The organism is Pseudomonas trutticola BRTCR10 (genome assembly GCF_056155105.1).
Window position 1 is genome coordinate 81,750 of the sequence record NZ_CM149552.1, and the last position, 26,703, is coordinate 108,452.

At 60.1% G+C, this 26,703-nt stretch carries 26 protein-coding genes; 8 read left to right on the top strand and 18 right to left on the bottom strand.

Going from position 1 to position 26,703, the window contains the following annotated elements; genetic code table 11:
• Positions 1 to 30 precede the first annotated feature (30 nt).
• The 3 genes from ACVVH8_RS00370 to ACVVH8_RS00380 all read left to right on the top strand — a co-directional run bounded on the left by ACVVH8_RS00370 (position 31) and on the right by ACVVH8_RS00380 (position 2,560).
• The gene (locus ACVVH8_RS00370) at positions 31 to 1,038 is read left to right on the top strand and encodes a methionine ABC transporter ATP-binding protein (protein ID WP_103302931.1); all 1,008 of its coding nucleotides are present in this window, start codon (positions 31 to 33) and stop codon (positions 1,036 to 1,038) included.
• Positions 1,038 to 1,712: a methionine ABC transporter permease gene (locus tag ACVVH8_RS00375; RefSeq protein WP_103302932.1), complete on the top strand. Its 675-nt coding sequence runs from the start codon at positions 1,038 to 1,040 to the stop codon at positions 1,710 to 1,712. The genes ACVVH8_RS00370 and ACVVH8_RS00375 overlap by 1 nt, the downstream gene beginning before the upstream one ends.
• A gap of 77 nt (positions 1,713 to 1,789) precedes the next feature.
• Positions 1,790 to 2,560: a MetQ/NlpA family ABC transporter substrate-binding protein gene (locus tag ACVVH8_RS00380; protein WP_475227942.1), complete on the top strand. Its 771-nt coding sequence runs from the start codon at positions 1,790 to 1,792 to the stop codon at positions 2,558 to 2,560.
• A gap of 279 nt (positions 2,561 to 2,839) precedes the next feature.
• Here ACVVH8_RS00380 and ACVVH8_RS00385 read toward each other — a convergent pair whose 3' ends face one another.
• Genes ACVVH8_RS00385 through ACVVH8_RS00405 form a run of 5 tightly spaced genes read right to left on the bottom strand, consistent with a single transcriptional unit; the run spans position 2,840 to position 6,748 of the window.
• Complete coding sequence (locus tag ACVVH8_RS00385; protein ID WP_213027129.1) at positions 2,840 to 3,475, bottom strand: SCO family protein; 636 nt, start codon at positions 3,473 to 3,475, stop codon at positions 2,840 to 2,842.
• On the bottom strand, positions 3,472 to 4,371 hold the full coding sequence (gene cyoE, locus ACVVH8_RS00390; protein WP_475227944.1) for a heme o synthase: 900 nt from the start codon (positions 4,369 to 4,371) through the stop codon (positions 3,472 to 3,474). Before cyoE ends, ACVVH8_RS00385 begins: the two co-directional genes overlap by 4 nt.
• Positions 4,359 to 5,438, bottom strand: coding sequence for a COX15/CtaA family protein (locus tag ACVVH8_RS00395; protein ID WP_103302937.1), 1,080 nt, complete (start codon positions 5,436 to 5,438; stop codon positions 4,359 to 4,361). The genes cyoE and ACVVH8_RS00395 overlap by 13 nt, the downstream gene beginning before the upstream one ends.
• A gap of 10 nt (positions 5,439 to 5,448) precedes the next feature.
• A complete protein-coding gene (locus ACVVH8_RS00400) occupies positions 5,449 to 6,042 on the bottom strand; it encodes a hypothetical protein (protein ID WP_103302938.1) in 594 nt (197 codons plus the stop codon).
• On the bottom strand, positions 6,008 to 6,748 hold the full coding sequence (locus ACVVH8_RS00405) for an SURF1 family protein (protein WP_475227947.1): 741 nt from the start codon (positions 6,746 to 6,748) through the stop codon (positions 6,008 to 6,010). The genes ACVVH8_RS00400 and ACVVH8_RS00405 overlap by 35 nt, the downstream gene beginning before the upstream one ends.
• Positions 6,749 to 6,818: 70 nt before the next feature.
• On the opposite strand from ACVVH8_RS00405, the gene ACVVH8_RS00410 reads away from it, so the two are divergent.
• On the top strand, positions 6,819 to 7,022 hold the full coding sequence (locus tag ACVVH8_RS00410; RefSeq protein WP_041073718.1) for a twin transmembrane helix small protein: 204 nt from the start codon (positions 6,819 to 6,821) through the stop codon (positions 7,020 to 7,022).
• Between the two features lie 9 nt (positions 7,023 to 7,031).
• Here the strand turns inward: ACVVH8_RS00410 and ACVVH8_RS00415 are convergent, their stop codons facing one another.
• The 4 genes from ACVVH8_RS00415 to coxB all read right to left on the bottom strand — a co-directional run bounded on the left by ACVVH8_RS00415 (position 7,032) and on the right by coxB (position 11,422).
• A complete protein-coding gene (locus tag ACVVH8_RS00415; RefSeq protein WP_213027132.1) occupies positions 7,032 to 7,919 on the bottom strand; it encodes a cytochrome c oxidase subunit 3 in 888 nt (295 codons plus the stop codon).
• Positions 7,920 to 7,944: 25 nt separating this feature from the next.
• A complete protein-coding gene (locus ACVVH8_RS00420) occupies positions 7,945 to 8,496 on the bottom strand; it encodes a cytochrome c oxidase assembly protein (RefSeq protein ID WP_475227949.1) in 552 nt (183 codons plus the stop codon).
• Positions 8,497 to 8,625: 129 nt separating this feature from the next.
• Entirely contained in the window at positions 8,626 to 10,212 is a 1,587-nt protein-coding gene (gene ctaD, locus ACVVH8_RS00425; protein WP_315448762.1) for a cytochrome c oxidase subunit I, read from the bottom strand.
• Positions 10,213 to 10,294: 82 nt separating this feature from the next.
• Positions 10,295 to 11,422, bottom strand: coding sequence for a cytochrome c oxidase subunit II (coxB, locus tag ACVVH8_RS00430; RefSeq protein WP_475227951.1), 1,128 nt, complete (start codon positions 11,420 to 11,422; stop codon positions 10,295 to 10,297).
• Between the two features lie 369 nt (positions 11,423 to 11,791).
• Between coxB and ACVVH8_RS00435 the strand changes: the two genes are divergently transcribed.
• Positions 11,792 to 12,424, top strand: coding sequence for a hypothetical protein (locus ACVVH8_RS00435; protein WP_103302944.1), 633 nt, complete (start codon positions 11,792 to 11,794; stop codon positions 12,422 to 12,424).
• Positions 12,425 to 12,543: 119 nt separating this feature from the next.
• On the opposite strand, the gene ACVVH8_RS00440 is transcribed toward ACVVH8_RS00435, so the two are convergent.
• From ACVVH8_RS00440 to ACVVH8_RS00450, 3 genes are all read right to left on the bottom strand, one after another.
• Positions 12,544 to 14,070 (bottom strand): SulP family inorganic anion transporter, encoded by a 1,527-nt coding sequence (locus ACVVH8_RS00440; protein ID WP_103306456.1) that lies wholly within the window; start codon positions 14,068 to 14,070, stop codon positions 12,544 to 12,546.
• 90 nt (positions 14,071 to 14,160) lie between these two features.
• Entirely contained in the window at positions 14,161 to 14,889 is a 729-nt protein-coding gene (locus tag ACVVH8_RS00445; RefSeq protein ID WP_064116616.1) for a carbonic anhydrase, read from the bottom strand.
• A 236-nt stretch (positions 14,890 to 15,125) separates the two neighbouring features.
• On the bottom strand, positions 15,126 to 16,184 hold the full coding sequence (locus ACVVH8_RS00450) for a PA0069 family radical SAM protein (RefSeq protein WP_475227953.1): 1,059 nt from the start codon (positions 16,182 to 16,184) through the stop codon (positions 15,126 to 15,128).
• Positions 16,185 to 16,404: 220 nt separating this feature from the next.
• Between ACVVH8_RS00450 and ACVVH8_RS00455 the strand changes: the two genes are divergently transcribed.
• The gene (locus tag ACVVH8_RS00455; RefSeq protein ID WP_475227956.1) at positions 16,405 to 16,707 is read left to right on the top strand and encodes a hypothetical protein; all 303 of its coding nucleotides are present in this window, start codon (positions 16,405 to 16,407) and stop codon (positions 16,705 to 16,707) included.
• A 68-nt stretch (positions 16,708 to 16,775) separates the two neighbouring features.
• Here the strand turns inward: ACVVH8_RS00455 and ACVVH8_RS00460 are convergent, their stop codons facing one another.
• From ACVVH8_RS00460 to ACVVH8_RS00470, 3 genes are read right to left on the bottom strand one after another with little or no spacing between them, the layout of a single operon-like run.
• Entirely contained in the window at positions 16,776 to 18,077 is a 1,302-nt protein-coding gene (locus ACVVH8_RS00460; protein WP_475227958.1) for a c-type cytochrome, read from the bottom strand.
• Positions 18,078 to 18,089: 12 nt separating this feature from the next.
• Positions 18,090 to 19,874, bottom strand: coding sequence for a GMC family oxidoreductase (locus ACVVH8_RS00465; RefSeq protein WP_016983441.1), 1,785 nt, complete (start codon positions 19,872 to 19,874; stop codon positions 18,090 to 18,092).
• Positions 19,875 to 19,876: 2 nt separating this feature from the next.
• Positions 19,877 to 20,623: a gluconate 2-dehydrogenase subunit 3 family protein gene (locus ACVVH8_RS00470; protein ID WP_475227961.1), complete on the bottom strand. Its 747-nt coding sequence runs from the start codon at positions 20,621 to 20,623 to the stop codon at positions 19,877 to 19,879.
• A gap of 305 nt (positions 20,624 to 20,928) precedes the next feature.
• Between ACVVH8_RS00470 and ACVVH8_RS00475 the strand changes: the two genes are divergently transcribed.
• Positions 20,929 to 21,573 carry a phosphatase domain-containing protein gene (locus tag ACVVH8_RS00475; RefSeq protein WP_475227963.1) on the top strand — a complete coding sequence of 215 codons (645 nt, stop codon included), beginning with the start codon at positions 20,929 to 20,931 and terminating at the stop codon, positions 21,571 to 21,573.
• 9 nt (positions 21,574 to 21,582) lie between these two features.
• Here the strand turns inward: ACVVH8_RS00475 and ACVVH8_RS00480 are convergent, their stop codons facing one another.
• The 3 genes from ACVVH8_RS00480 to prlC all read right to left on the bottom strand — a co-directional run bounded on the left by ACVVH8_RS00480 (position 21,583) and on the right by prlC (position 26,091).
• Positions 21,583 to 23,613: a M3 family metallopeptidase gene (locus ACVVH8_RS00480; RefSeq protein WP_475227965.1), complete on the bottom strand. Its 2,031-nt coding sequence runs from the start codon at positions 23,611 to 23,613 to the stop codon at positions 21,583 to 21,585.
• Between the two features lie 112 nt (positions 23,614 to 23,725).
• Entirely contained in the window at positions 23,726 to 24,016 is a 291-nt protein-coding gene (locus ACVVH8_RS00485) for a YheV family putative zinc ribbon protein (RefSeq protein ID WP_103306464.1), read from the bottom strand.
• Positions 24,013 to 26,091: an oligopeptidase A gene (gene prlC, locus ACVVH8_RS00490; protein ID WP_475227968.1), complete on the bottom strand. Its 2,079-nt coding sequence runs from the start codon at positions 26,089 to 26,091 to the stop codon at positions 24,013 to 24,015. The genes ACVVH8_RS00485 and prlC overlap by 4 nt, the downstream gene beginning before the upstream one ends.
• A gap of 62 nt (positions 26,092 to 26,153) precedes the next feature.
• Here prlC and ACVVH8_RS00495 point away from each other — a divergent pair, with 62 nt between their 5' ends.
• Positions 26,154 to 26,699, top strand: a complete 546-nt coding sequence (locus tag ACVVH8_RS00495; protein ID WP_103306465.1) for a gamma carbonic anhydrase family protein — start codon at positions 26,154 to 26,156, stop codon at positions 26,697 to 26,699.
• The last annotated feature ends 4 nt before the right edge of the window (positions 26,700 to 26,703 follow it).

The following is a 26,703-nucleotide window of genomic DNA, read 5'->3' on the forward strand; positions in this document are numbered from 1 at the left end:
TTTTCTAACGCGCCCCACAAGGTTCGCTACGTGATCGAGTTTCAAAACGTCCACAAGACTTACCGCGTCGCCGGTAAGGACATTCCCGCCCTGCACCCGACCAGTCTGAAGATTGAGAACGGTCAGGTCTTCGGCCTGATCGGTCATTCCGGTGCGGGCAAAAGTACCCTGCTGCGTCTGATCAATCGCCTGGAACAATCCAGTGGCGGCAAGATCATCGTCGACGGCGAAGAAGTCACCGCGCTGGACGCCAACGGCCTGCGCCGTTTCCGCCAGCAAGTCGGGATGATCTTCCAGCACTTCAACCTGCTTGCCTCCAAGACCGTGGCCGACAACGTTGCGTTGCCGCTGACCCTGGCCGGTGAGTTGTCGAGCAGCGAAATCAACAAGCGCGTCGCCGAGCTGCTCAAGCGCGTCGGCCTGTCCGATCACGCCAAGAAGTACCCGGCGCAGTTGTCCGGCGGCCAGAAGCAGCGCGTCGGCATCGCCCGCGCCCTGGCGACCAAGCCGAAAATCCTGCTCTGCGACGAGGCCACCAGCGCTCTCGACCCGCAAACCACGGCGTCGGTTCTGCAACTGCTGGCCGAGATCAACCGCGAACTGAAGCTGACCATCGTGCTGATCACCCACGAGATGGATGTGATCCGCCGCGTCTGCGATCAGGTTGGCGTGATGGATGCCGGCGTGATCGTCGAGCAAGGTTCGGTGGCCGATGTGTTCCTGCATCCGCAGCACCCGACCACCAAGCGTTTCGTCCAGGAAAGCGAGCAGATCGACGAAAGCGAGCAGCGCGATGACTTCGCTCACGTGCCCGGCCGCATCGTGCGTCTGACCTTCCAGGGCGAAGCGACCTACGCGCCGTTGCTCGGTACCGTCGCCCGCGAAACTGGCGTCGACTACAGCATCCTCGCCGGTCGCATCGACCGCATCAAAGACATTCCGTACGGGCAATTGACCCTCGCCGTCACCGGTGGCGACATGGAAGCGGCGTTCGCCCGCTTCACCGCCGCTGACGTTCACATGGAGGTATTGCGCTAATGGAAGACCTGATCAGTTTCTTCACCAATATCGACTGGTACGAAATCTGGCTGGCCACCGGCGACACCATGCTGATGCTTGGCGGTTCGCTGCTGTTCACCGTGCTGCTCGGCCTGCCGCTGGGCGTGTTGCTGTTCCTCTGCAGCCCGCGTCAGCTTCTGGAAAACCGTGGCTTCTACGCGGTCATGTCGCTGGCGGTGAACATTCTGCGTTCGCTACCGTTCATTATTCTGCTGATCGTGATGATCCCGTTCACCGTGCTGATCACCGGTACGTCGCTGGGCGTGGCCGGTGCGATTCCGCCGCTGGTGGTCGGGGCCACGCCGTTCTTCGCGCGTCTGGTGGAAACCGCGCTGCGTGAAGTCGATCGCGGCATCATCGAAGCAACCCAGTCGATGGGCGCGACCACGCGGCAGATCATCATGAACGCCTTGCTGCCGGAAGCCCGTCCGGGCATCTTTGCAGCGATAACGGTGACGGCGATTACCTTGGTGTCCTATACGGCGATGGCCGGTGTGGTCGGCGCCGGTGGCCTGGGTGACCTGGCGATCCGTTTCGGTTATCAGCGTTTCCAGACCGACGTGATGATCGTCACCGTGGTCCTGCTGTTGATCCTGGTGCAAGTGTTGCAAATGGTCGGTGATCGACTGGTCGTACATTTCTCGCGCAAATAACCGGTTTTTGTAACTTAGAGATGAGCCGGCCATTCGCTGGCAGGCGCCAGACGGGCGCCTCAAAAGGAGTTAGCTGAATGAAAAAACTGATCGCTGCTTTCGCTGCCATTGCGGCATTCTCGGCCCACGCCGAAACCCTCACCGTTGCCGCCACTCCGGTGCCACACGCGGAAATTCTCGAGTTCGTGAAGCCGGCCCTGGCCAAAGAAGGCGTGGATCTGAAGGTCAAGGTCTTCACCGACTACATCCAGCCGAACGTACAGGTTGCCGAAAAGCGTCTGGACGCCAACTTCTTCCAGCACCAGCCGTACCTCGATGAGTTCAACAAGGCCAAGGGCACCAGCCTGGTGGCTGTGACTGGTGTGCACCTGGAACCGCTGGGCGCTTACTCGAGCAAGATCAAGGATCTGAAAGACCTGCCAAGCGGCGCCAACGTGGTGATCCCGAACGACGCCACCAACGGCGGCCGTGCGCTGTTGCTGCTGGCCAAGGCTGGCGTGATCACTCTGAAGGACCCGACCAACATTCTGTCGACCCTCAAAGACATCGCCCAAAACCCGAAAGATCTGAAAATCCGTGAACTGGAAGCCGCGACCATTCCGCGCGTGCTGACCCAGGTCGATCTGGCCCTGATCAACACCAACTACGCGCTGGAAGCCAAGCTCGATCCGTCCAAGGACGCGCTGGTGATCGAAGGCAACGATTCGCCTTACGTGAACATTCTCGTGTCCCGTGCGGACAACAAGGACAGCGACGCAATGAAGAAACTGGCTGCCGCCCTGCACAGCCCGGAAGTGAAGCAATTCATCACCGAGAAGTACAAAGGCGCGGTACTGCCGGCGTTCTGATTTAGATCGCTGCAACGAAAAAGGGGACGCAATGTGCGTCCCCTTTTTTGTGTCTGGTGTTTGGCTTTGGAGCTGCTGTGAAGCTTCCCCTCACCCCAGCCCTCTCCCGAGGGAGAGGGGGCCGACCGAGGTGTCTGGCGCTATGCATCGACCTGAAAGATTCATTCGATTATGGATTCGGCCAGCACTTTCACGTCGGCGTATTTCTTCAGCATCCCCCATTCAGTTCCCTCTCCCTCCGGGAGAGGTTTAGGGTGAGGGGCTTTTGCCTTTAGGCGGTTATTTGCGGTTAAGCATCACCGGCAGCTGCGCCACCAGTTTGGCGTTGTTCAACGGCGCACGGATAAAGCCACGCTGCGTCCCGTCCGGGCCAATTACCGCGAGATTCCCGCTGTGATCCACGGTGTAATTCGGCTTGCTGGTGTCCGCCGGAATAAACGGAATGCTCACCGCGTTGGCGACCTTTTGCAGTTCTTCGATTGAGCTCGGCGTAAGGCCAACGAACTGCGGATCAAAGTAACCCAGGTACTGCTTCAACTGCTTCGGGTTATCCCGATTCGGATCAACGCTGACCAATACGATCTGCAACTTATCCACAGCGTCTTTAGGCAGTTCGCTCTTGATCTGCCGCAGTTGCGCCAATGTGGTCGGGCAGATGTCCGGGCAGAAGGTGTAGCCGAAAAACAGCAGGCTCCACTTGCCCTTCAACTCGTCGATGGCGACCGGTTTGCCGTCCTGATCGGTCATCGTCACGTTCGGCAGGGTGCGGCTCTGCGGCAGCAGAATAATGCCGGCGTCGATCAACGCGGTCGGGTCGCCCTGGCCCTTGCCGCTCAGCACTTTGTTGACGGTAAGTCCCAGGATCAGCGCGATCACGGCGACGAGGATGAAGACGGTTTTCTGGGTTCGAGTCATAGGTTCAACAGTAAGTAGTGGTCTACGAGCAGGGCGATGAACAGCAGAAACAAGTACCAGATAGAGTACTTGAACGTGTTGATCGCCGCGTGCGGCCGAGTGCCACGGTACAGCACCACGGCCCATTGCAGAAACCTCGCGCCGAGGGCTAGGGCGCATATCAGGTAGAGCGTGCCGCTCATGTGGATCACGTACGGCAGCAGACTCACCGCCAGCAGCGCGAAGGTGTACAGCAGAATGTGCACCTTGGTGTAGTGCTCGCCGTGAGTGACCGGCAGCATCGGGATGTCGGCCTTGGCGTATTCCTCTTTGCGATGGATCGCCAGCGCCCAGAAGTGCGGCGGCGTCCAGGCGAAGATGATCAGCACCAGCAACAGCGGTTCGGCGCTGACGTGGCCGGTGGCGGCGGTCCAGCCGAGCAGCGGCGGTGCGGCGCCGGCGAGGCCGCCGATGACGATGTTCTGCGGCGTCGCGCGTTTAAGGAAACCGGTGTAGATCACCGCGTAACCGAGCAGCGAAGCCAGCGTCAGCCACGCTGTCAGCGCATTGGTGAAGGTCAGCAGCAACGCCTGACCGAGCAGCGCCAGCACCAGCGCAAAGGTCAGTGCAGCGGCAGGCGAAACCCGGCCCTCGGCCATTGGCCGTTTATGCGTGCGCGCCATCACCGCATCAATGCGCCGATCCACCACATGATTGACCGCCGCCGCACCGCCTGCACACAGCGCGATGCCCAGATTGCCGAACACCAGCACCGTCCACGGCACCCCGGCGCGGGTCGCGAGGAACATGCCGACCAGCGAGGTGATCAGCATCAGCACCACGACTTTTGGCTTGGTCAGCTCCAGATAGTCACGCCAGATCGCCTGATGCGGGCGTTCGCCAATCAGAATCGCCACGGCGTTTCTCCTTTTATTGTGATGGGCGCGGCCGCGTGTTTACGCGGGCTCAGGCGCCAGCGCGCGAGCACCGGTTGTTTGACCCGGACCAGACTGGTCCGCGCGTGGTAATTGACCAGCACCATGGTCATTAACAGCGCCGCACCGCCGGCGTTATGCGCCACGGCCACCGGCAGCGGCAGATGGAACAGCACGTTGCTGATGCCGAGGGTGATCTGTGCGCCGAGCGCGACCACGACCAATCCGGCCAACCGCGTCATCCCGACCACTTTCAATTGCCACGCCAGACCGAGCAGCACCAACGTCACCAACAACGCGCCGATGCGGTGGGTCAAATGAATCGCCGTGCGCGCATCGCTGTCGAGTTGTCCACCCAGATAATTCGGGCCGATGTGTTGAGTCAGGTGAAAGCCGTTGGCGAAGTCGGCGGGTGGCAGCCATTGGCCGTGGCAGGTCGGGAAGTCGATGCAGGCCACCGCCGCATAATTGGAACTGACCCAGCCACCGAGGGCGATCTGGCCGATCACCAGTAACAGGCCAGCGGTCGCCCAATACTGCAAACGCTTGGGCACGGTCAGCGCCGGCAGCACCCCGGACAATCGCAACGTCAGCAAAAACAGCAGGCTCAAGGTCGCAAAACCGCCAAGCAAATGCCCGGTGACCACTTGCGGCCAGAGCTTGAGCGTCACCGTCCACATGCCGAACGCCGCTTGCGCAAACACCACCGCCAACAGAAACAGCGGCAGTTTCAACGGCAGCCCCGGATGACGCCGATTGACCCAGGCACGCCCGGCCAGAATCGAAATGAGCAGGCCGAGGGTGCCGGCGAAGTAGCGGTGGATCATCTCGTTCCAGCCCTTGTGCGCCTCCACCGGCGAGTCGGGGTAATGCAGTTCGGCATGGGCCAGTTGGGCTTCGCTTTTTGGCACGCTGATAAAGCCGTAGCAGCCCGGCCAGTCCGGACAGCCCAGACCTGCGTGGGTCAGGCGGGTGTAGGCGCCGAGCAGCACCACAATCAGGGCCAGCAGGGTGGCAAACAGCGCGAGGCGAAATCCAGGTTTGGCCATGACGATGCCCTTATCCGATGTTCGACAGTTTCAGCAGGTGACGCAGGTCGTTGAGCAAGTCCTTGCCTTTGACGTTCGGGTCGTAGCGCAGCACCAGATTGCCGTGCGGGTCGATGATCCACAGTTGTGGGGTGGCTTTGTCGCCAGTGGTCTTGCTGAAGGTGGTGACATCCAAGGGATAGCGTTGAAGTTGCGGATATTCACGGGTCAATTTGGCTTCGTAGTCAGCACCCAAAGGCTGTGCGGCGGCCAGGGCGTGGCTGGCGCGGCTGGCATCACGACCGAGGCCGATCTGGATCTGCCGCGCCAGATACACCAACTGCTGGCAATCGACGGCGCAATCCTTGGGCGCGGTGACCAGCATCTGCCAGCGCTGCTCATCGGCGACCACGCCAAGGTCGGCGCGAGTCTGACCGTTGCCGATCAGTTCGCCGTGGTAGCTGCGACCCTCCGGCACCCAGAACTGCAACTTGTACATGCCGGTGGCGAGGATCATCGGACCGATCACGCCGAGCACAATCAGCAGTAGTTGAATGCGCCCACGCCGACGGGTGGCGGCAGGTTTCGCCTCAGACATGCTGGGTGGATTCATGGCCGTTCCCATGGTTTTTCTCCTTTGCGTTGTGCAAGCCCAAATAGAGGTAGAGGCCAAGCAGGGCTGTGGCCATGGCGAACCACTGCACGGCGTAACCGAGGTGTTTTTCCGGGCCCATGGCGACCACTGGCCAATCGGCCTCGTAGCTGGCCGGGCCTTGTTCTGCACGCACCTCGTAGGCGAAGCCGTCGCGGTCGAGGGTTTTCCACAACTTGGCCGGCTCGACGGCGGTGATGGTTTGCGGCCAGGTGCTGCTGACCGGATCGGCGTGCAACTGGAAGGTTGCGCCGGGGGCGACGTAGGCCCAGGCGTCGAGATTCAGCGCATCAGTGGGCGTGGTGAATTGCGGCGGCACGCGGCGATCCGGCCACGGCAGCCAACCGCGATTGACCAGCAGCCACAGGCCTGTGCGTTGATCCTGAAACGGTTGCAGCAGCTCCACGCCGACCTTGCCGTTACGCTGGCGGTTATCCAGCAGCAAGCTGTGCGCGGCATCGAACTGGCCATATAGATGCACGCGGCGATAGGCCGGGTCGGCGCTGTGCAGCAATTCGCTGCTGGCCATCGGCTCGGCGGCGCGACGTTCGGCATAACTGGCGAGCAGGGCGGTTTTCTCCGCGCCCCGGCCCAGTTGCCAGAAGCCCAGCGACACCAGCAGCGGCAGCAACAACGCCACCACCACGGTCGGTATCACGCCCGGACGAAAGCGCTTCATGGCTGCGCCACAAAGTCAGTCGTCGCGATCGCTATACTCAACTGCATCGCCTGTCCCCCGGAGTCTTCCCATGCTCAAAGCAGCCATCGTCGTGCTGCTGATTGCCACGGTGATCAGCCTGTTCAGCGGCCTGTTTTTCCTGGTCAAGGACGACAGCAGCTCGAATCGCCTGGTCATCGCCTTGAGTGTTCGGGTGGCATTGGCCGCGGCGACCGTCGGCTTGATCGCCTGGGGTTTCTACAGCGGCCAACTGGTGTCGCATGCGCCTTGGTAGCGTTGCTCCTCAGAGCACGTAAACGAAGATGAACAAGCCGATCCACACCACATCGACGAAGTGCCAATACCAGCTCGCCGCTTCGAAACCGAACTGATGGTCGGCGTCGAAGTGACCCTTCATGATGCGCATCAGCATCACAAACAGAATGATCGTGCCGATGGTGACGTGGGCGCCGTGGAAACCGGTGAGCATGAAGAATGTCGCGCCATAAATGCCCGAACCGAGGGTCAGCCCCAGTTCGTGGTAGGCGTGAATGTATTCCTCAGCCTGGAAACCGAGGAACGCGCAGCCGAGCAGCACGGTGATCGCCAGCCAGATTTTCAGCGCGCCGCGATGGCCCTTCTTCAGCGCATGGTGGGCGATGGTGATGGTCACACTGGAGCTGACCAGCAGAATCGTGTTGATCAGCGGCAGGCCCCACGGGCTGATGACTTCCTTCGGTGGCGGGAACAGTTTCGGATCCGGGGTATGCAGCAGCGGCCAGGTGAACTGGAAGTTCGGCCAGAGCATGTGGGCGATGCCTTTCGGGCCTTCGCCACCCAGCGCCGGGCCGGAGACGTGTCGCACGTAAAACAGCGCACCGAAGAACGCGGCGAAGAACATCACCTCGGAAAAGATGAACCAACTCATGCCCCAGCGAAACGAGCGATCCAGCTGCGGGCTGTACAGTCCCGAACGGCTTTCCTTGATCACCGTGCCGAACCAGCCGAACAGCATGTACGCCAGCAGCAGTCCGCCGACGAAAAAGATGTACGGCCCATGGGATTCCGGGCGTGCGGCTTTTAGATCGTTGAACCAGGTGGCGAGGCCGTACACGGTGATGGCCATGCCGAAGGTGGCGATGATCGGCCATTTGCTTTGGGCCGGAACGTAATAATGCTCATGAGTTGCCATTTATTGTTCTCCTTATCGGGCACGCTCAACCGCCAGTGTTTACAGCTACCGGAGGATGTCGGGCGGTGATATCGAACAGCGTGTAGGACAGCGTCAGGTGCTTCACATCCTTGGGCATGTCGCGGTCAACAATGAAGCGCACCGGCATCTCGATCTGCTGACCGGGCTGCAGCACCTGCTGGGTAAAACAAAAACATTCGGTCTTGTGGAAATACGCCGCCGCGTTGCTCGGCGCGATGCTCGGCACGGCTTGCGCACTCATCGGTTTGTCGGTGGGATTACGCGCGATGAAGATCATCTCGTTGACCGCGCCGGGGTTGGCGGTGAGTTCGTCTTGCTTGGGGTAGAAATCCCATGGCATGTCGGCGGTGTTGGTCGACAGAAACTGCACGCGCACCTGGCGCGAAGTGTCGACCACCTGCTCGCCCTCGTACTGCCCGGCGGTCTTGCCGTTGATGCCGAACGCTTTGCACATCACGTCGTAGATCGGCACCAGGGCAAAGCCGAAGACAAACATCGCCACCACCACCCCGAGCAGGCGGGTGACGAGTTTTTTCATCGAGATCGAGTCAGCCATGGTTCCAACCCTCTGCCGAGAACCCTGTGGGAGCTGGCTTGCCAGCGATGGCTGCCTGACTGACACACTGCAATGGCCCCATCGCTGGCAAGCCAGCTCCCACAATGTTTGTCACAGGGCGAAAAGTGTTCATTTCACTTCCGGCGGTGTGGTGAAGGTGTGATACGGCGCCGGGGACGGCACGCTCCATTCCAGGCCTTCAGCGCCATCCCACGGTTTGGCCGGTGCCGGCGGGCCGCCGCGAATGGTCTTGATCACGATGAACAGAAAGAACAGCTGCGTGGTGCCGAACATGAACGCGCCAATCGAGGAGACCATGTTGAAGTCGGCGAATTGCAGGTTGTAGTCCGGAATCCGTCGTGGCATCCCCGCCAGACCGACGAAGTGCATCGGGAAGAACGTCAGGTTCATGCCGACGAACGACAGCCAGAAATGCAGCTTGCCGAGGGTTTCGTCGTACATGTGGCCGGTCCATTTCGGCAGCCAGTAGTAGGTGGAGGCGAAGATCCCGAAGATCGCCCCCGGCACCAGCACGTAGTGGAAATGCGCGACCACGAAGTAGGTGTCCTGATACTGGAAGTCCGCCGGGGCGATGGCCAGCATCAGCCCGGAGAAACCGCCGATGGAGAACAGGATCACGAACGCCACGGCAAACAGCATTGGCGTTTCGAAGGTCAGTGAGCCCTGCCACATGGTGCTGGCCCAGTTGAACACCTTGACCCCGGTCGGCACGGCGATCAGTAGCGTGGCGTACATGAAAAACAGTTCGCCCACCAGCGGGATGCCCACCACGAACATGTGGTGCGCCCAGACGATAAATGACAGGAACGCGATGCTCGCCGTGGCGTAGACCATCGAGGTGTAGCCGAACAGCGGCTTGCGCGAAAACGTCGGGATGATCGAGCTGACGGCGCCGAACGCCGGCAGGATCATGATGTACACCTCGGGATGCCCGAAGAACCAGAACACATGCTGGAACAACACCGGGTCACCGCCACCGGCGGCACTGAAGAAGCTGGTGCCGAAGTGGATGTCCATCAGCATCATCGTCACGCACCCGGCCAGCACCGGCATCACCGCGATCAGCAGGAACGCGGTGATCAGCCAGGTCCAGACGAACAGCGGCATTTTCATCAGGGTCATGCCGGGGGCGCGCAGGTTGAGGATGGTGGCGACCACGTTGATCGCGCCCATGATCGAACTGATCCCCATCAGGTGGATGGCGAAAATGAAGTAGGTCACGCTTTCGGGGGCGTAGGTCGTCGACAGCGGTGCGTAGAACGTCCAGCCGAAATTCGGCCCGCCACCGGCGCTGAACAGGGTCGAAACCAGCAGGATGAAAGCTGCCGGCAGCAGCCAGAAGCTGAAGTTGTTCATCCGTGGCAAGGCCATGTCCGGCGCGCCGATCATCAACGGGATCATCCAGTTGGCGAGGCCGACGAAGGCCGGCATGACCGCACCGAAGACCATCACCAGACCGTGCATGGTGGTCATCTGGTTGAAGAACGCCGGCTCGACGATCTGCAGTCCCGGCTGAAACAGTTCGGCACGAATCACCATCGCGAACGTACCGCCGAGCAGGAACATGGAAAACGCAAACCACAGATACAGTGTGCCGATGTCCTTGTGGTTGGTGGTCAGCACCCAGCGCATCAGGCCTTTGGCGGGGCCGTGGGCGTGGTCGGCATGACCGTGGTCATCGATTACAGCGCTCATGGCCTGTCTCCTGTAAACGAGTGAGCTGGGCGGGCGGGGGCGCGATGCCCCGGCCGATGGATTGTCTGCGCGATAGACCGGGTCATTTGCTTTCCGCCTGTTTCAGCTCCAGCACTTCTTTTGGCGTGACCATGTCGCCCTTGTTGTTGCCCCAGGCGTTACGTTCATAGGTCACGACCGCCGCGATATCGACTTCCGACAGCTGCTTGCCGAACGCTGCCATGGCGGTGCCGGGCTTGCCGTGGAAGACAATGCTCAAATGGCCTTCTTTCGGTCCGGTGGCGATTTTCGAGCCTTTGAGTGCCGGGAACATTGGCGGCAGACCCTGGCCTTCGGCCTGGTGACAGGCGACGCAGGTGGTGTGATAGATCTTGTCGCCACGCTCCTTGAGTTCGTCGAGCGTCCATTCCTTGCTGGTCAACTCTTTGAGCTGCGCGGCTTCGGCTTTGCGGTCGGCGAGCCACTTGTCGTAATCGGTCTTCTCCTTGACCTCGACGACGATCGGCATGAAGCCGTGATCCTTGCCGCAGAGTTCGGCGCACTGGCCACGGTAAATGCCGGGCTTGTCGATGCGCGTCCACGCCTCGTTGACGAACCCCGGAATCGCATCGCGTTTTACCGCGAAGGCCGGCACCCACCACGAGTGGATAACGTCGGCGGAGGTTACAAGGAAGCGCACCTTGGCCCCGGTCGGCAGCACCAATGGCTTGTCGACTTCGAGCAGGTAATGCTCGCCCTTGGCTTCCTTGTTGTGGATCTGTTCGGCGGGGGTGGCCAGGTTGCTGAAGAACTCGACGTCCTGGCCCAGGTATTTGTAGTGCCACTTCCACTGATAACCGGTGATCTGGATATCGATATCCGGCTCACTGGTGTCGTACATCTTGATCAGGGTGGCGGTCGCCGGAACGGCCATCGCCACCAGTATCACGAACGGTACGATGGTCCAGAGGATTTCGACGGTGGTGCTTTCGTGGAATTTTGCGGCGACCTGCCCGGTAGAACGGCGGTGCACCATCATCGACCAGAACATGGCGCCGAAGACGATGATCCCGATCACCACACAGATCCAGAAAATGGTCATGTGCAGGTCGAATACTGCGTGACTGATTTCAGTCGCTCCAGGCGCCATATTCACAGTCCAGGCGGCATGCGCCGGACTGAAAATCGACCACAACAGGAGGCCCATCCAGACGTGTGGATGTCGCATCATTGCGGGTTCCCCTTATCGTTCTTGTTATCCCGCCGGCTTTCGCCTGCGGCAAGGGAGCGGCTGCATCAGACTACGAACTTGAATCGCCGGGCCTTGCTGCGGGTGCAGTCGGGCGTCATCAGCTAACTCCATTCATTGGCGAGTATAGACAGCGGCGGGAAATTGCAATGTGCACACGTAAATCAACTGAAACAGCGAAGGCTTGCGCTCAAGGGCACGAATGGAGAAGGATGCAGACGAGTGGTGGCAAACCGATATAACGCAGGCGCATCAAGGATGAAATAATTATGACAAATGCGTCTTAGCATTTTTCGTAAGCCAGCTAACTTATGTCTTCCCTATTTCATTGCCTTGTTTCCTGGAGTTTTCATGAACACCGCCGCATTGCGCGAGCAGATCCAAAAAGCCCGACAACACGAAAACGAAACCGGACGGTTGACCCGTCAACTGGAAGAACAACTGCCTCACCTGCACCCCTCTATCCAATTACCGGAGACGGATGCCAAGGCTGTATTGACGCGTTTTGTCGAAGCCTATATCGACGAAGTACCTGACCTGCTGGACGCAGCCAATGAAGTCGCCAGGGAAGCGGGAATCGAGTCACAGATCAAACCGGTGCTGAAAATCGCCGAACAGTATTTCCTCCAGCCTCCGGTTGGCCTGGAACATCTGCTGGACGAAGCCTATCTGGCGCACCGCTTTGTCGAAGAGGTCAACGACCTGTACATCAAGCATTTCGGCCAGCCACTGATCCCCTTGGACATGACGGTCGCCAACCTGATTGCTCACCAGTTGCTCGGTGAGAAATTTGCCAATGAACTGGATGAAGTCGTGCACCACGCCGTGGACAGCATGCTCGACGACGACAGCTTTGCGCTGGAGTCGGTAGAAGCCTACCGCGAAAAACTCAGCAGCCCTGATACTGGCGCCGCGTGGAAACGCTGGCCGTGCATGAGCCGCCGACTGGGTGTGGGCCTGGAGCTGGATCAACCCGCCGCGTAACTCCGCGTCACACCACAAATACCTGTGGGAGCTGGCTTGCCAGCGATTACGGTAGATCATCCAACATCTCTGTTGACTGACACACCGCTATCGCTGGCAAGCCAGCTCCCACAAGGTTTTTATCCGGCCGCACCGATTCCGGTATTGGTCCGAACCCTGCCCTCAAGCCGTCGCTTCAACCCCCGCGACTCAATCAACAGTTTCGACCCCTTCGCCGCATTTGCCCGGCCCCATTCTTCCAGCAACTCCAGACATGAATGGTCGATGTAGCTCAGGTTATTGAGCGGCACATGCACCGTCGTGCCTTCGGGAATCGTGTTCAACACCTGCGTCAACGCCGGCACCTTGAGGAACGTCCCCGCCCCGACCAGACGCAACTCCATCTCGCCGTCCTTCGGCAGATCGATCAGGCTGATCTTCAGGCGTGAAGCCTTGAACGCCAGTTTCACCAGGGTCAGACCGAAACCGACCAACACACCGGTCAGCAGATCCGTGAAGATGATTGCCAGCGCCGTTGCCGCGTAGGTGAACATCGGCATCCGCCCGTAGCGGCTCAGGCCACGGAAGGCTTTCAGGTCGACCAGTTTGAAACCGGTATAAACCAGCACCCCGGCCAGACTCGCCACCGGAATGCTTTGCAGCACGCTCGACAGCAACAACACGAACGCCAGCAGCCACAGGCCATGGAAGATCGTCGAATAACGCGTAGTCGCACCGGCCTGGACGTTGGCCGAACTGCGCACGATCACTCCGGTCATCGGCAACGCGCCGACCAGACCGCAGAGCATGTTGCCGACACCTTGCGCCGACAGCTCACGGTCGAAGTCCGAGCGTACGCCGCTGTGCATGCGATCTACCGCCGCGGCCGACAAAAGGGTTTCCGCGCTGGCAATGAAGGCCACGGCGAACGCGGCGATCAACAGCGTCGGATCGGCCAGACTGAGCAGGTCGGCAGGTTTCAACCAATCAATGGCCTCCGCCAGATTCGCCGGCACCTCGACGCGCTTGACCTGCAATGCCAGCAGCAGACTGGCACCCGTCGCCAGACCCACACCCAGCAATGCGCCGGGAACAAAACGCAGCGATTGCGGGCGGAATTTTTCCCATAGCCACATCACCGCAATCGTTGCCAGCCCGAGCAACCCGGCCTGCCAGCCGAACGACGGCAAGGCCTGCGCCACCGCGCCTGGGAATGCGGTGAGATTGTCCAGCCCGGACGGTTTCGGTGCGGCATCGAGCATTACATGCACCTGCGACAGCACGATCAAGACGCCGATCCCCGCGAGCATGCCGTACACCACCGCTGGCGCCGTCACCCGAAACCAGCAACCCAGCTTCAATCGCCCGGCCACCAGTTGCAGAAATCCGGCGAGCAACAGAATCGGCCCGAGCATCTCGATGCCGTGCTGGCGCACCAGTTCAAACACCAACACCGCCAGCCCCGCCGCCGGCCCACTGACCTGCAACGGCGAACCCGCCAGCCAGCCGACCACCAGACCGCCGATGATCCCGGTGATCAGGCCTTTGGCCGGGGGCAACCCTGACGCAATCGCAATGCCCATGCACAGCGGCAGGGCGACCAGAAACACAACCACTGAAGCCAGTAGCTCCCGTGGCAACACCGCTTTCAATTGAGCCGCACGCATGGCGATTCTCCCGAAGTTTTCTTCAGGCGTGGTGAGGCCGCGTCGCTGAAACAGCGACGGGCGTCAAACCACACAGATTTTTAGGAAGATTTAGAAGCGTGCTTTGGGCGTCGCCACCGGAATCGGATGGCTGCCGTCGAGCGGCAGGAAGCGTCCCTGGTCCGCGTCGTAAGCTTTGATTTCACTGGTTTCGATGTTGTAGACCCAGCCATGGATGAACAGATGACCGTTCGCCATGCGCGAGGCTACCGAAGGATGGGTACGCAAGTGCTGCAATTGGGCGATGACGTTTTCCTCGGTGAGGATCGGCATGCTTTCTTTTTCGTCGGCGCAATGACAGTTGTCATGCACCATGGTTTTCGCGACTTCGGCGTGGCGCAGCCAGGCTTTGACTGTCGGCATTTTTTCCAGGCTGTCCGGGTTGAGTACCGCACGCATGGCGCCGCAATCGGAATGGCCGCAAATGATGATGTGCTGCACGCCGAGGGCCAGCACCGCGTATTCGATCGCGGTGGAAACGCCGCCGTTCATCTGGCCGTACGGCGGAACGACGTTGCCGACGTTACGGGTCACGAACAGATCGCCCGGGGAGCTCTGGGTGATCAGCTCAGGGACGATGCGCGAGTCGGCGCACGTGATGAACATCGCTTTAGGCGCCTGGGCCGTGGCGAGTTTCTTGAAGAGTTCTTCCTGCTGCGGAAAAACCTCATGATGAAAATGCAAAAAGCCGTCTACGATCTGTCGCAGCGCTGCATCGGCGGATTCCGCTTCTGGGGTTTGCGCCGACGCAGCCAACGGCTGTTTATCCTTGTCACTCATGATTCATCCTCTTAGGCGGATTCAGGGAGTCTTCCCCGGTATTCCGGTATGAAGCCAGTGGCTGTTTAAACATCCGGGTCATCCAGACCCGTCAGTCACTCGATGAACAAGGTAGCCGCCGAAACTTAACTCAAACTGAATCAAACGCTCTAGAACGTGTGTTCCAGGTCACAAAAAACGTGACTGAGTGATCTCGGCGGAAGGTTTCCAACCCCTCAACCATAAGCCAATTGTCGCTAAATCAACGACATCTGGCGACCCGGCGGACAGAAGGCTGTGCAGTCGAGATTGTAGCCCTCGCGATGATTGAGCCCCAGGCGCTTGATCGCTTTGGCAAAACGTTGCGCGAGCAGGTCGGCAAACGGTCCTTCGCCGCGCATCCGCGCGCCGAAACGGCTGTCGTAGAGCTCGCCGCCACGGCTCTGGCGGATCAGGCTCAGCACATGTGCGGCGCGTTGCGGGTAGTGCGCGTTCAGCCACTCTTCGAACAGCGGCGCCACTTCCAGCGGCAAGCGCAACATCATGTACGCCGCACTTTGCGCACCGGCCGCGTGGGCCTCGGTGAGCAGGCTTTCGATTTCGCTGTCGTTGATCATCGGAATCATCGGCGAACACAACACGCCGACCGGAATTCCTGCTTCACGCATGACCCGAATAGCGCGCAATCGTGCCTTGGGTGCAGCGGCGCGCGGCTCAAGGATACGTTTGAGTTCATCGTCCAGCGTGGTCAGGCTGATCATCACCGCCACCAACCGATGCTGCGCCAGTTCGGCGAGCAAATCGAGATCGCGCAGGATCAGCGAACCCTTGGTGACGATGGTCACCGGATGCCGGTAGCGCAACAGCACTTCGAGGGTCTGGCGGGTGATTTTGTGTTCGCGCTCGATCGGCTGATACGGATCGGTGTTGGAGCCCAGATTGATCGGCGCGCATTCATAGCCACGCTTGCTCAACTGTTCTTCCAGCACCTGCGCAGCGTTGGTCTTGGCGATCAGCTTCGTTTCGAAGTCGAGCCCCGGCGACATGTCCCAATAGGCGTGGCTGGGCCGCGCATAGCAATAGATGCAACCGTGCTCGCAGCCGCGATAGGGATTGATCGAGCGATCGAAGGGCAGATCCGGTGAGGTGTTGCGAGTAATGATGGTTTTCGCCGTTTCGATCATCACTTCGGTGTTTTGCGTCTCGGGTACTTCCTGATACCAGCCGTCATCCTCGGCCACCGAGCGATTCGGTGCGAAGCGGTTGTGCGGGTTGGTCGCGGTGCCGCGTCCGCGAGGGGGGAGAGGGTTGATCATTGGGCAGGCTCCTGATCTGTATATACATACAGTACACGGGCAAGCCCGATGTGATCCAGTACCGCTCGGCGATGGGATACGTGCTGACTGGCAAAGTTTATATATAAGTGCAAAGTACAATCCGGGATACATATGTCCCGTTGTCGCGACAAATTATCGAATATAGTCTTGGCCAGTTCCAACGGCACTTGCCTGATAACTAATTAAAAGGATTTAATTCATGTCTTACCTCAATCAACGCGGCGTCTTTATGCAAATGATGCTGCCCAATGCATCGGAGCCCAATACCATTGTTTCGATGCAACTTGCGCGCAAGGAGCTGGGCTGGAACGCCGAGCAGGAGCTGTCCACCGAGACGCTGGTTGACTCGGCCTACGTGGTGGCGGTATCCAGCGACCGTGGCAAGACATTCACTGTTCGCACCAACAAGAACGATGTGGACGGTGATGGCGATATTGATAACGACGACAAGGCGAAGTTGATTGCGCTGGCCAAGGCTTATGTAAGTATCATTAATCCGTAAGATCGAAGTTGTCGCGATATACGTATAGTAAAAACCCTGCATGAACAGTTCATGCAGGGTTTCTGTTTTTAATGATGATCTGTTACTTGGCCAAGATCATCAGTGGACGTTGTTTTCATATCGTCGCTGCGTAAGCCGGCAACCTCCTTGGCACTGATCGGCGCACCCTTGTTACCCCAACTGCCACGGATAAAGCTCACCACGTCTGCCACTTCCTGATCCGACAGGCGCCAGGCGAAACCCGGCATGGTGAAGGTCGAAGGCGCGGTGTGCGTTGCTGGCAGCGTACCGCCCTTGAGCACAATGTGAATCAACGAAGTCGGATCTTCCGATTGCAGCACTGGATTACCCGCCAGCGCCGGGAACACTCGCGTGTAGCCGTGGCCGTCGGTGCGGTGGCACGCCGCGCAGTTGTCGATGTACACCGCTGCACCACGCTGGCTGTCGTCACCGTCCCACAAAGCCTTGGCGGCTTTCTCGTCGTACTGATGTGGCTGATCGTTCGGATCAGTGGCCGGCAGCGACTTGAGGTAGCGGGCAATCGCGGTCAGGTCGGCGTCGGTCATGTATTGCATGCTGTGGGTGACCACATCGCTCATGCCGCCAAACACCGCGCTGCGGTCGCTGCGCCCGGTCTTGAGGAATTGCACCAGTTGCTCTTCGCTCCAACTGCCGAGGCCGTCCTTGTGGTCGCCGCGCAGGCTCTTGGCGATCCAGCCTTCCAGCGGCGCACTGCCGGCCAGAAAAGTGCTGCCATCAGCGGCGCTGAGGGATTTTTCCTGCATGGTCAGGGCGCGTGGCGTATGGCAGGCACCGCAATGTCCGAGGCCTTCGACCAGATAGGCCCCACGATCAATGACGGCGTCGTCCGACGTGGCTTTGTAGTCCTCGACCTTCGGCGCAAACATCCAGCGCCAGCCCATCAGCGGCCAACGCATGCTCAACGGCCATGGAATATCACTGGCCTTGTTCTCCTGCGCGACCGGTTGCACGCCGTGCATGAAATACGCGTACAGCGCTTGCATGTCGGTTTCGCTGACACGGGCGTAGGACGGATACGGCATCGCCGGGTACAACGTACTGCCGTTTTTGGCGACGCCATGGCGCACGGCTTGATCGAAGTCCGCGAAGCTGTACTCACCAACGCCGGTTTTGTCGGGAGTGATGTTGGTCGAGTAGATCGTGCCGATCGGGGTTTCCATCGGCAGACCGCCGGCGAACGGCTTGCCGTCCTTCGCGGTGTGACACGCCACACAGTCGCCCGCGCGGGCGAGGTATTCGCCTTGCTTGATCAAAGCTTGATCAACTTCGGCCGCCTGCAAAGCAGCACTGCCGAGCAGCGCCAGGGTCGCGATAACAATAGTCTTCATGGTCATCGCTCCTTAAGCCTGAACCAGCGGGCCGGGGTTTTTCAGGTATTGCTCGCGGATCGCCTTCGCCGACCAATAGGTCAGCGCCGCTACCAGCCCGGTCGGGTTGTAACCCAGGCCTTGCGGGAACGCCGAAGCGCCCGGGACGAACACGTTGTGCACGTCCCAGCTCTGCAAGTAGCGGTTCAGTGCGCTTTTCTTCGGATCGGTGCCCATGATCGCGCCACCGTTGAGGTGGGTGGTCTGGTACGACGCAGTATTGAAGTGGTCGCCGACTTTCTTGCCGATCACCGCAATGGCTTTCGGCCCCATCGCTTCGGCAACCTTGCCCATTTTCTCGACCATGAAGCGGTTCATCTTGATGTCGTTTTCCTGCCAGTCGAACGTCATCCGCAGCAAGGGCAAGCCGTAGGCATCGCGATACACCGGGTCGAGATCGAGGTAATTGCCCCGGTAGGACTGATGCGCGCCGTGGGCGTCCATCGACACCTGATGGGTGTAGTAATCGGCGGTTGCGCGTTTCCACGCACTGCCCCAGGCCGGAGTGCCCGGTGGGTTGGAGGTGCCTGCAATCGGCCTGCTCCCGGCCTGGTTAACCCACATCGGCGAACCACCGACGAAGCCGTGCGGACCATGGTCGAAGTTGTCGGCGTTGAAATCGTCCAGCGCCACGCCGTTGCCGCCGGCGCCGATGAAGTTGTTGGTGTGGGTGTCCTTGTCGAAGAACGCCTTGATGGTCGCCATGTTCTGATAGGCGAAGTTACGCCCGACCACGCCTTCGCCGCTGATCGGGTCGTAGGGTTTGCCGATCCCGGAGAGCAGCATCAGGCGAACGTTGTGCAACTGGAACGCGCCGAGGATCACCAGGTCCGCCGGCTGCTCGATCTCGCGGCCCTGACCGTCGATGTAAGTGACACCCGTGGCTTTGCTTTTTGTGCTGTCGAGGTTGACCCGCAGCACATGGGAATTGGGCCGCAGCTCGAAATTCGGCAGCGGCTTGAGCGCCGGCAGAATGTTCACGTTCGGCGAGGCCTTGGAATACATGTAGCAAACGTAACCGCTGCAGAACCCGCAGAAGTTGCACGGGCCCATCTGCGCGCCGTAAGGGTTGGTGTAGGGCCCGGAGGTATTCGCTGACGGCAGGTTGTAGGGTTTGTAACCGACTTCTGTAGCCGCTTTGCCGAACAGCTGTGCGGAAACGGTGTTTTTCTGCGCTTCCAATGGGAACGGGTTGGAACGATCAGGCGCGTACGGGTTGCCACCCTTGCCCTGACCGACCAACTGACCTTTCACGGTCCAGGCCTGGCCCGAGGTGCCGAAGACTTTTTCGGCGAAATCGAAGAACGGCTCCAGCTCTTCATAGCTGACGCCGAAGTCCTGGATGGTCATGTCCTTGGGAATGAAGCTTTTGCCGTAGCGCTCTTCGTAGTGGCTGCGCATGCGCAACTCGATCGGATCGACGCGAAAGTGCACGCCCGACCAATGCAGCCCGGCGCCGCCGACGCCATTGCCCGGCAGGAATGCGCCCAACTGGCGGTTCGGCAGGGCGATGTCGTTGACGCTATGACGAATGGTAACGGTCTCTTTGGAGATGTCCTGAAAGAGTTTTTTGCGCACGCTGTAGGTGAGTTCGTCGATCACCTGCGGATAGTTGCCGTCGGGGTAGGTGTCCTGCATCGGCCCGCGCTCCAGCGCCAGCACATTGAGCCCCGCTTCGGTCAGCTCTTTGGCCATGATTGCGCCGGTCCAGCCGAAACCGACGATCACCGCGTCAACCTTCTTCATTACGGTTGCCATGCTCAAGCCCTCTCGCCGCGAATCGAAACTGCCGGGAAGGGGTATTGCTCGTTGCGTTCCACCCAATCCATGAAATCGGCGCGGGCGCCGGGGAAACCGATCATGGTCCAGCCGACCATGCCTTTATTGCCGCCGTGGATCGGGTCGCAGAAGAACCCTTCCTTGGTGTTTTGCAGCAGCAGGTTAAAGAAAATCTTCGCCGGAACGGCGTCAAATTGCGGTTTTCCAGCTTCGAGTTGTTTGAGCAAATCGTCTCGGGTAGCGCTGTCTTGCTCGGCAAATGTTTTACCGTTGAGGGATTTTGCCCACTGATCCGTGGCGGCGATGCCGAGGCGGTAGATCTCTTTGGGCACCAGTTTGCTCTGCCAGCCCATTTCGGGCGCGGCGTCGGCGTTGAACGGGCCTTGCATGTACCACAGGGCTCCGGCGGCGTAAGGGGTGTTCATCTGACGGTCGATGTATTCCGGCACACCGGCTTCGAACGCGCCTGGGCCTTGGGCGTCGTTGGGGATCAACTGCGCCACGGCGGCATTGATGAATGCCCATTCTTCGGCGGTGAAATAGTTCGGCTGATAAGCGCTGGTATCAGTGCGTGTCGGTTGTGGCGCAGGCGCGGCGAGAGTGGCTTCAGGCGCGGCTTGCAGGACACTGCTGCCGAGGCTGGTGCCTGCGAGGGTGACCACCGGAATCAAGGTCAGGGATTTGCGCAAAAACTCACGCCGCGGGTTGTCTCGATCTGCATCAGACATGGGGGGCACCTCATCAGGCATTGATGGTTGTCAGCCGTTTCTGCGAACGGCTCAAGAATTTTCGTTGCGACGTGACCGGTGATGGCCCGGAAAAGGGGGACACGTCTGCAACAAGATGTGACAAATGGTAGCAGCCTAAGCATCGGGATGAATCGATCAAGCAGAAAAAAGACTGAAATCAGCCGCTGAAACCGATGAAACGGTGTGCGTTCACAATTCTTTGACAACCGCCTCACAGGGCTTTGACCGGCAATCATCGAAGCTGCAACTCCTCTCTTGCAGAATCCCGACACGGTCAACCCAGCATGTCTCGAGTGCGTCTTTTCCCTGCTTTGTATTTGTCGCTTGTTGCCCTGTTGCACTTGATCCCGGCTCAGGCTGACGCGGCAACCACCGCTCGCCCCGCTGATTGGGCGCAACCGGTAGAGGTGCAATACAACCTGTTCCAGATGTCGCCGACGCTTTACCGCAGCGCCTTGCCCGACGACGGTGCCGTACCGTTGCTGAAGAACCTCAAGGTGGGCACGGTGATCAATTTTCTGCCGGAAGCGGACAGCAACTGGCTGTCCGAGCCGGGCATCAATCAGGTGCAACTGCCGTATCGCACCAACCACGTCGATGACAGCGATGTGCTCAAGACCCTGCGCGCCATCCAGGCCGGCGAGGCCAAGGGGCCGGTGCTGATGCATTGCAAGCACGGTTCCGACCGGACCGGATTGATGGCGGCGATGTATCGCGTGGTGGTGCAGGGCTGGAGCAAAGAGGACGCCTTGAGCGAAATGACTCAAGGTGGTTTCGGCGAGAGCGGCCACTTTCGCGACAGCGTGCGCTACGTGATGCAAGCGGATGTCGACAAGTTGCGCACAGCACTGGCCAACGGCGATTGCAGCACCAGTGCGTTCGCAACCTGCTCGATGAAGAGCTGGTTCCAGTCGGTCAATCTGAAATGAACGGTCGGTTCAATCGATCGGGGACGCCAACAGTCCCGGGTTGACCGGCCGGCCGAGAAACGCTGCGAGCGCATTCTGCATCGAGCGTGAGTCGCCGGGGGAAAAAAATGCCTCGCGAAAATCCCGACCGGTTTGCGGGTCGAACACCCCATCGCGCTGAAACCGCGTGAATACTTCGCTGGCCAGCACGCCAGACCATTTGTAGGCGTAGACCGACGCCTCGTAACCGGTCACCAGGTAGTCAAAACCATTGGCAAAACGATGATGACCTGACAGTTGCAGCTCAGGAATCTCGCGCTGCACATCCTCGAACACCTGCTCGATGCTGCGTCCATCGCCGTGGCTGCGGTGCAACTCCAAATCAAATAACGCACTCATCAGCAATACGCCGGTGGCCCGGCTGGTGTGGGCGCCAATGGCCGTCAGCGCGGTGTTGACGCGCTGCTCTGTCAGGCGTTCGCCGCTCTGGTAATGGGCGCCCAGCCACAGCAGAAACTCGGCTGACAGGCACCAGTGTTCAAACAGCTGCCCGGCGAATTCGGCGGTATCGCGGCCCAGTTGGGAAATCCCCGACAGGTTGCGATGGGGCGAGCGCGTCAACACATGCTGCAAGCCGTGACCGAACTCATGGAACAGCACGCGCAGATTTTCGCTGGAAAGCAGGCACGGATGATCCTCGGTGGCAGGGGTGAAGTTGCAGTACACGTGAGCAATCGGCAGCGAAGGGCGTCCCTCGGCGTTGATCCGGCGAATGCGCAGGGCTGAGGTGAAGGCGTAATCGGCAGCGTCTTCACGATGAAAGGGATCTACGTAGATATGCCCGATCACTTGCCCATGCTCGCTGACCTCCAGCAGCCGTACCGTTTCGTGCCAGTGGCTGAAGGACGTTTGCTCGACAATGGCGATGCCGAACAGGCGTTCACTGAACAGACAGAGCCGACGCAACGTGCCCTCCAGCCGGAAATACTGCCGCAAGCCTTTCAGCGCACCGTTCAATTGTTCGAGGCGCAGTTGCTCGGCGAGGAAGTCTTCATCCCAAGGTTGTATCTGCGCTATCCCGCGCGTGTTCGCGAATGCTTTCAAGGCCTTGGCATCGCGCTGCAAAGCTGGCCTATTCGCGACTATTTGCTGGCGCAAAAAGGCTGCGACGTGTTCTGTGGAAGCAGCCATGCGATTGGCGAGGCGCAACTGCACGAAATTCTCGAAGCCCAACAATTCGGCTTTCTCGTGGCGCAACGCGAGCAACACCGTCAGGACCGCAGCGTTATCCCGTTCATGCGCCTGTGGGCCAAGGTCGGACGCTCGATTCATCCATGCCGTGAAGCAATCCTCTCGCAGCGCCCGGTGGTGCGCGGTGCTCATGATCGACCGAAAAGTGTTCTGATCCAGCGTGAGCCGCCAGCCTTCAAGTCCCGCCTGGCGGGCATTGAGTGCCAGGCGCGTCTTCACTGCGGCGGACAGCCCTTCGAGCTGCGTGATGTCGTCAATGTGCTTGCTCCACGAGGCGTTGGCTTGTTCCAGATTGCTCTGAAACAACTGCTCCAGCTGGCGGATATCGCGGTTCAGACGGGCGAGCCTGTGCTGCTGTGCAGGCTGCAGTTCGATGCCGGACAAGCGGAACTTGCGCAGGATTTTCGCCAGCGAAGCTTTGCGCGGATCATCGAAGCTCGCGGCGACCGAGCTGTTCGCCAGCCGTTGATAGGTACGGTACAGCGCCGCATGCGTGTTTTTTTCGGCGGCGTACTGGGCGGCGGTCAGACTGCACAGCGCGCTTTCCCTGAGCCAGTCGACATCGTCGGGTTTGACCGTCGAAAGAATTTCGATGATGGCCATGGCTTCATCCAGACGCGCATCGGCCTCATCGACGGCCAGCACCAGATCGTCCCAGCCCGGATGCTCGGTCTGGCTGGCGATCACTTGGGCAATGACCTGGCGGTTTTCGGCAACGATCACGTTGATCGCCGGGACCAGATGCTCGGCGCGTATCGCCGACCACGGTGGCAGGGTCCAGTGCTGTAGCAGCGGATTGGTATCGGGCATGGCGTCTTCCTTGAGGCGTGGCTGAAAAGGGCCAGCCTAGGCAGGAAGCGCGGGGGAAGGGCGGTAGATAGTTACCACCTTCCACCGGCAAACGGTGGAAGGTGGTTGCGACTCAGTGTTGCTCGTCAGGCTTTTTTGCAAGCTTCGGATTGGGGAAGAACTGCACCGCCTGAACTGTCTTGTCCGGCGGCGGCTTGAGCGCGCTGGTGTTGACCCGCGTGCCCAGCTCTTTGGGTACCGACAGGCCTTGCTCGTTGAGTGTGTCGGAGTAACCGCACGCCACGCATTCGCGGTGCGGCACGCTGTCCTCGTTCCACATCATCAACTTGTCCGGCTCGCTGCACGCCGGGCAGACCGCCCCGGCGATAAAGCGCTTCTTGGTAATCACAGGCCCCTCACTCATGCTGCTGCGTCCTCACTCAGGCCGCTATGGCGCAAGAGTGCGTCAATCGACGGCTCACGGCCACGGAAGTCGACGAACAGCACCATCGGCGCCTGCGAACCGCCGCGCGCCAGAATCGCTTCGCGGAACGCGCGACCGGTGTCAGCGTTGAGCACGCCGTCTTCTTCGAACTTCGAGAAAGCATCGGCCGAGAGCACTTCTGCCCATTTGTAGCTGTAATAACCCGCCGCGTAACCGCCGGCGAAGATGTGCGCGAAGCTGTTGGGGAAGCGGTTGTAGGCCGGCGGACGCATTACCGACACCTCGTCACGCACGCCTTCGAGCACTTGTGCAACGCTGCGGCCATCGCCGTGGGTGGCGTGCAGTTCGAAGTCGAACAGCGAGAATTCCAGTTGACGGACCATCATCAGGCCGGACTGGAAGTTCTTCGCCGCGAGCATTTTTTCCAGCAGGTCCTGCGGCAGTGGTTCACCGGTTTCGTAATGCCCGGAAATCAGCGCGAGACCTTCCGGCTCCCAGCACCAGTTTTCCATGAACTGGCTCGGCAGCTCGACAGCATCCCACGCCACGCCGTTGATGCCGGATACGCCAGCATGTTCGACACGGGTCAGCAGGTGATGCAGGCCATGACCGAATTCGTGGAACAGGGTGGTCACTTCATCGTGGGTCAGCAGCGCAGGTTTGCCGCTGTCGGCCGGGGTGAAGTTGCACACTAGGTTGGCCACCGGGCTTTGCAGAACACCGTCGATAGTGCGGCGGCGGTCGCGGGCGCCATCCATCCACGCGCCGCCACGCTTGTTGGCGCGGGCATACAAGTCGAAGAAAAAGCGGCCGACGTGCTGGCCGTTTTCCTTGATCTCGAACAGGCGAACGTCCGGGTGCCAGGTGTCGAAGCCTTTCTGCTCGGCGATTTCGATGCCGTACAGACGCTGAACGATGGCGAACAGACCGCCGAGAACCTTGTCGATCGGGAAGTAGGCGCGCAGGGTTTCCTGGGCAACGCTGTAGCGCTGTTCACGCAGCTTTTCACCGTAGAAACCGCTGTCCCAGCTTTGCAGATCGGCGCAGCCCTGCTCGGCGGCGTAGGCGCGCAGCTGTTGCAGATCCTGCGCGGCGAACGGCTTGCTGCGCTTGGCCAGATCGCGCAGGAAGCTCAGCACCTGATCGCTGGATTCGGCCATTTTCGTGGCCAGGCTCAGTTCGGAGAAACTGGCGAAACCCAGCAGCTTGGCCAGTTCCTGACGCAGGTCGAGGATCTCTTCCATCACCGGGCCATTGTCATTCTGGCCGGCGTTCGGGCCTTGATCCGAGGCGCGGGTGCAGTAGGCCGCGTAGACTTCTTCACGCAGCGCACGGTCTTGCGCGTAGGTCATCACCGCGTAGTAGCTCGGGAATTCCAGGGTGATCAGCCAGCCATCAAGGCCTTTGGCCTGCGCGGCGGCAGCCATTTGCGCCTTGGCCGAATCGGTCAGGCCGGCGAGGGCGGCTTCGTCGCTGACGTGCTTGGTCCACGCCTGAGTGGCGTCGAGCAGTTGGTTGGAGAAGCGGCTGCCCAGCTCGGACAGTTTGCTTTGCACTTCGGCGTAGCGTTTCTGTTCGGCCTCCGGCAGGTCGATACCCGACAGGCGGAAGTCACGCAGGGCGTGTTCCAGAATAGTCTTTTGCGCCACGTCGAAACCGGCGGCTTCCGGGCTGTTGGCCAGAGCTTCATAGGCCTGGAACAGTTCGCGGTTCTGGCCCATCTCGGTGGAGTAGGCGCTCAGGGCTGGCAGGCACGACTCGTAGGCTTCGCGCAGTTCGGCGCTGTTGCACACGGCGTTGAGGTGGCTGACCGGGCTCCAGGCGGCGCCGAGGCGATCATTGAGTTCATCCATCGCCAATACCAGGCCGGCCCAGGTCGGGTTCCGGCCTTGGGTCTTGAGGATGTCGGCGATGGCGGCGCGGTTGTCGGCGAGGATGGTTTCAATCGCTGGCAGGACGTGTTCGGCACGGATCGTGGAGAACGGCGGCAGGTCGTAGGACTGCAAAAGAGGGTTGTTCACGCTCACGGTTGGCACCTTGGCTGGAAGAAACATGCGCCCATCTTAATTACAATCGACACTCACCGCAGCTATCGGCGACAGAGAGAGAACTAATCGTGCCCCTTCGCAAATACCAGAATCACACCCCGCAGTTAAGCAAAGGCGCGTTTGTCGACGGCTCGGCGGTGGTGATCGGCGACGTTGAAATCGGCGAAGACAGCTCGGTCTGGCCGCTGACCGTGATCCGTGGCGACATGCACCGCATCCGCATAGGTGCGCGCACCAGCGTGCAGGACGGCTGCGTGTTGCACATCACCCACGCTGGCCCGTTCAACCCGGACGGCTTCCCGCTGCTGATCGGCGACGACGTGACCATCGCCCACAAAGTGATGCTGCATGGCTGCACCGTCGGCAGCCGCGTGTTGATCGGCATGGGCAGCATCGTCATGGACGGCGCGGTGGTCGAGGACGATGTGATCATCGGCGCCGGCAGCCTGGTGCCGCCGGGCAAGCGCCTGCAAAGCGGTTTCCTGTATGTCGGTAGCCCGGTGAAGCAGGTCCGCCCGCTGACCGACAAGGAAAACGCCTTCTTCACCTACAGCGCGGCGAACTACGTGAAGCTCAAGGATCTGCACCTGGCCGAAGGCTACGACCAGATCTGAATCG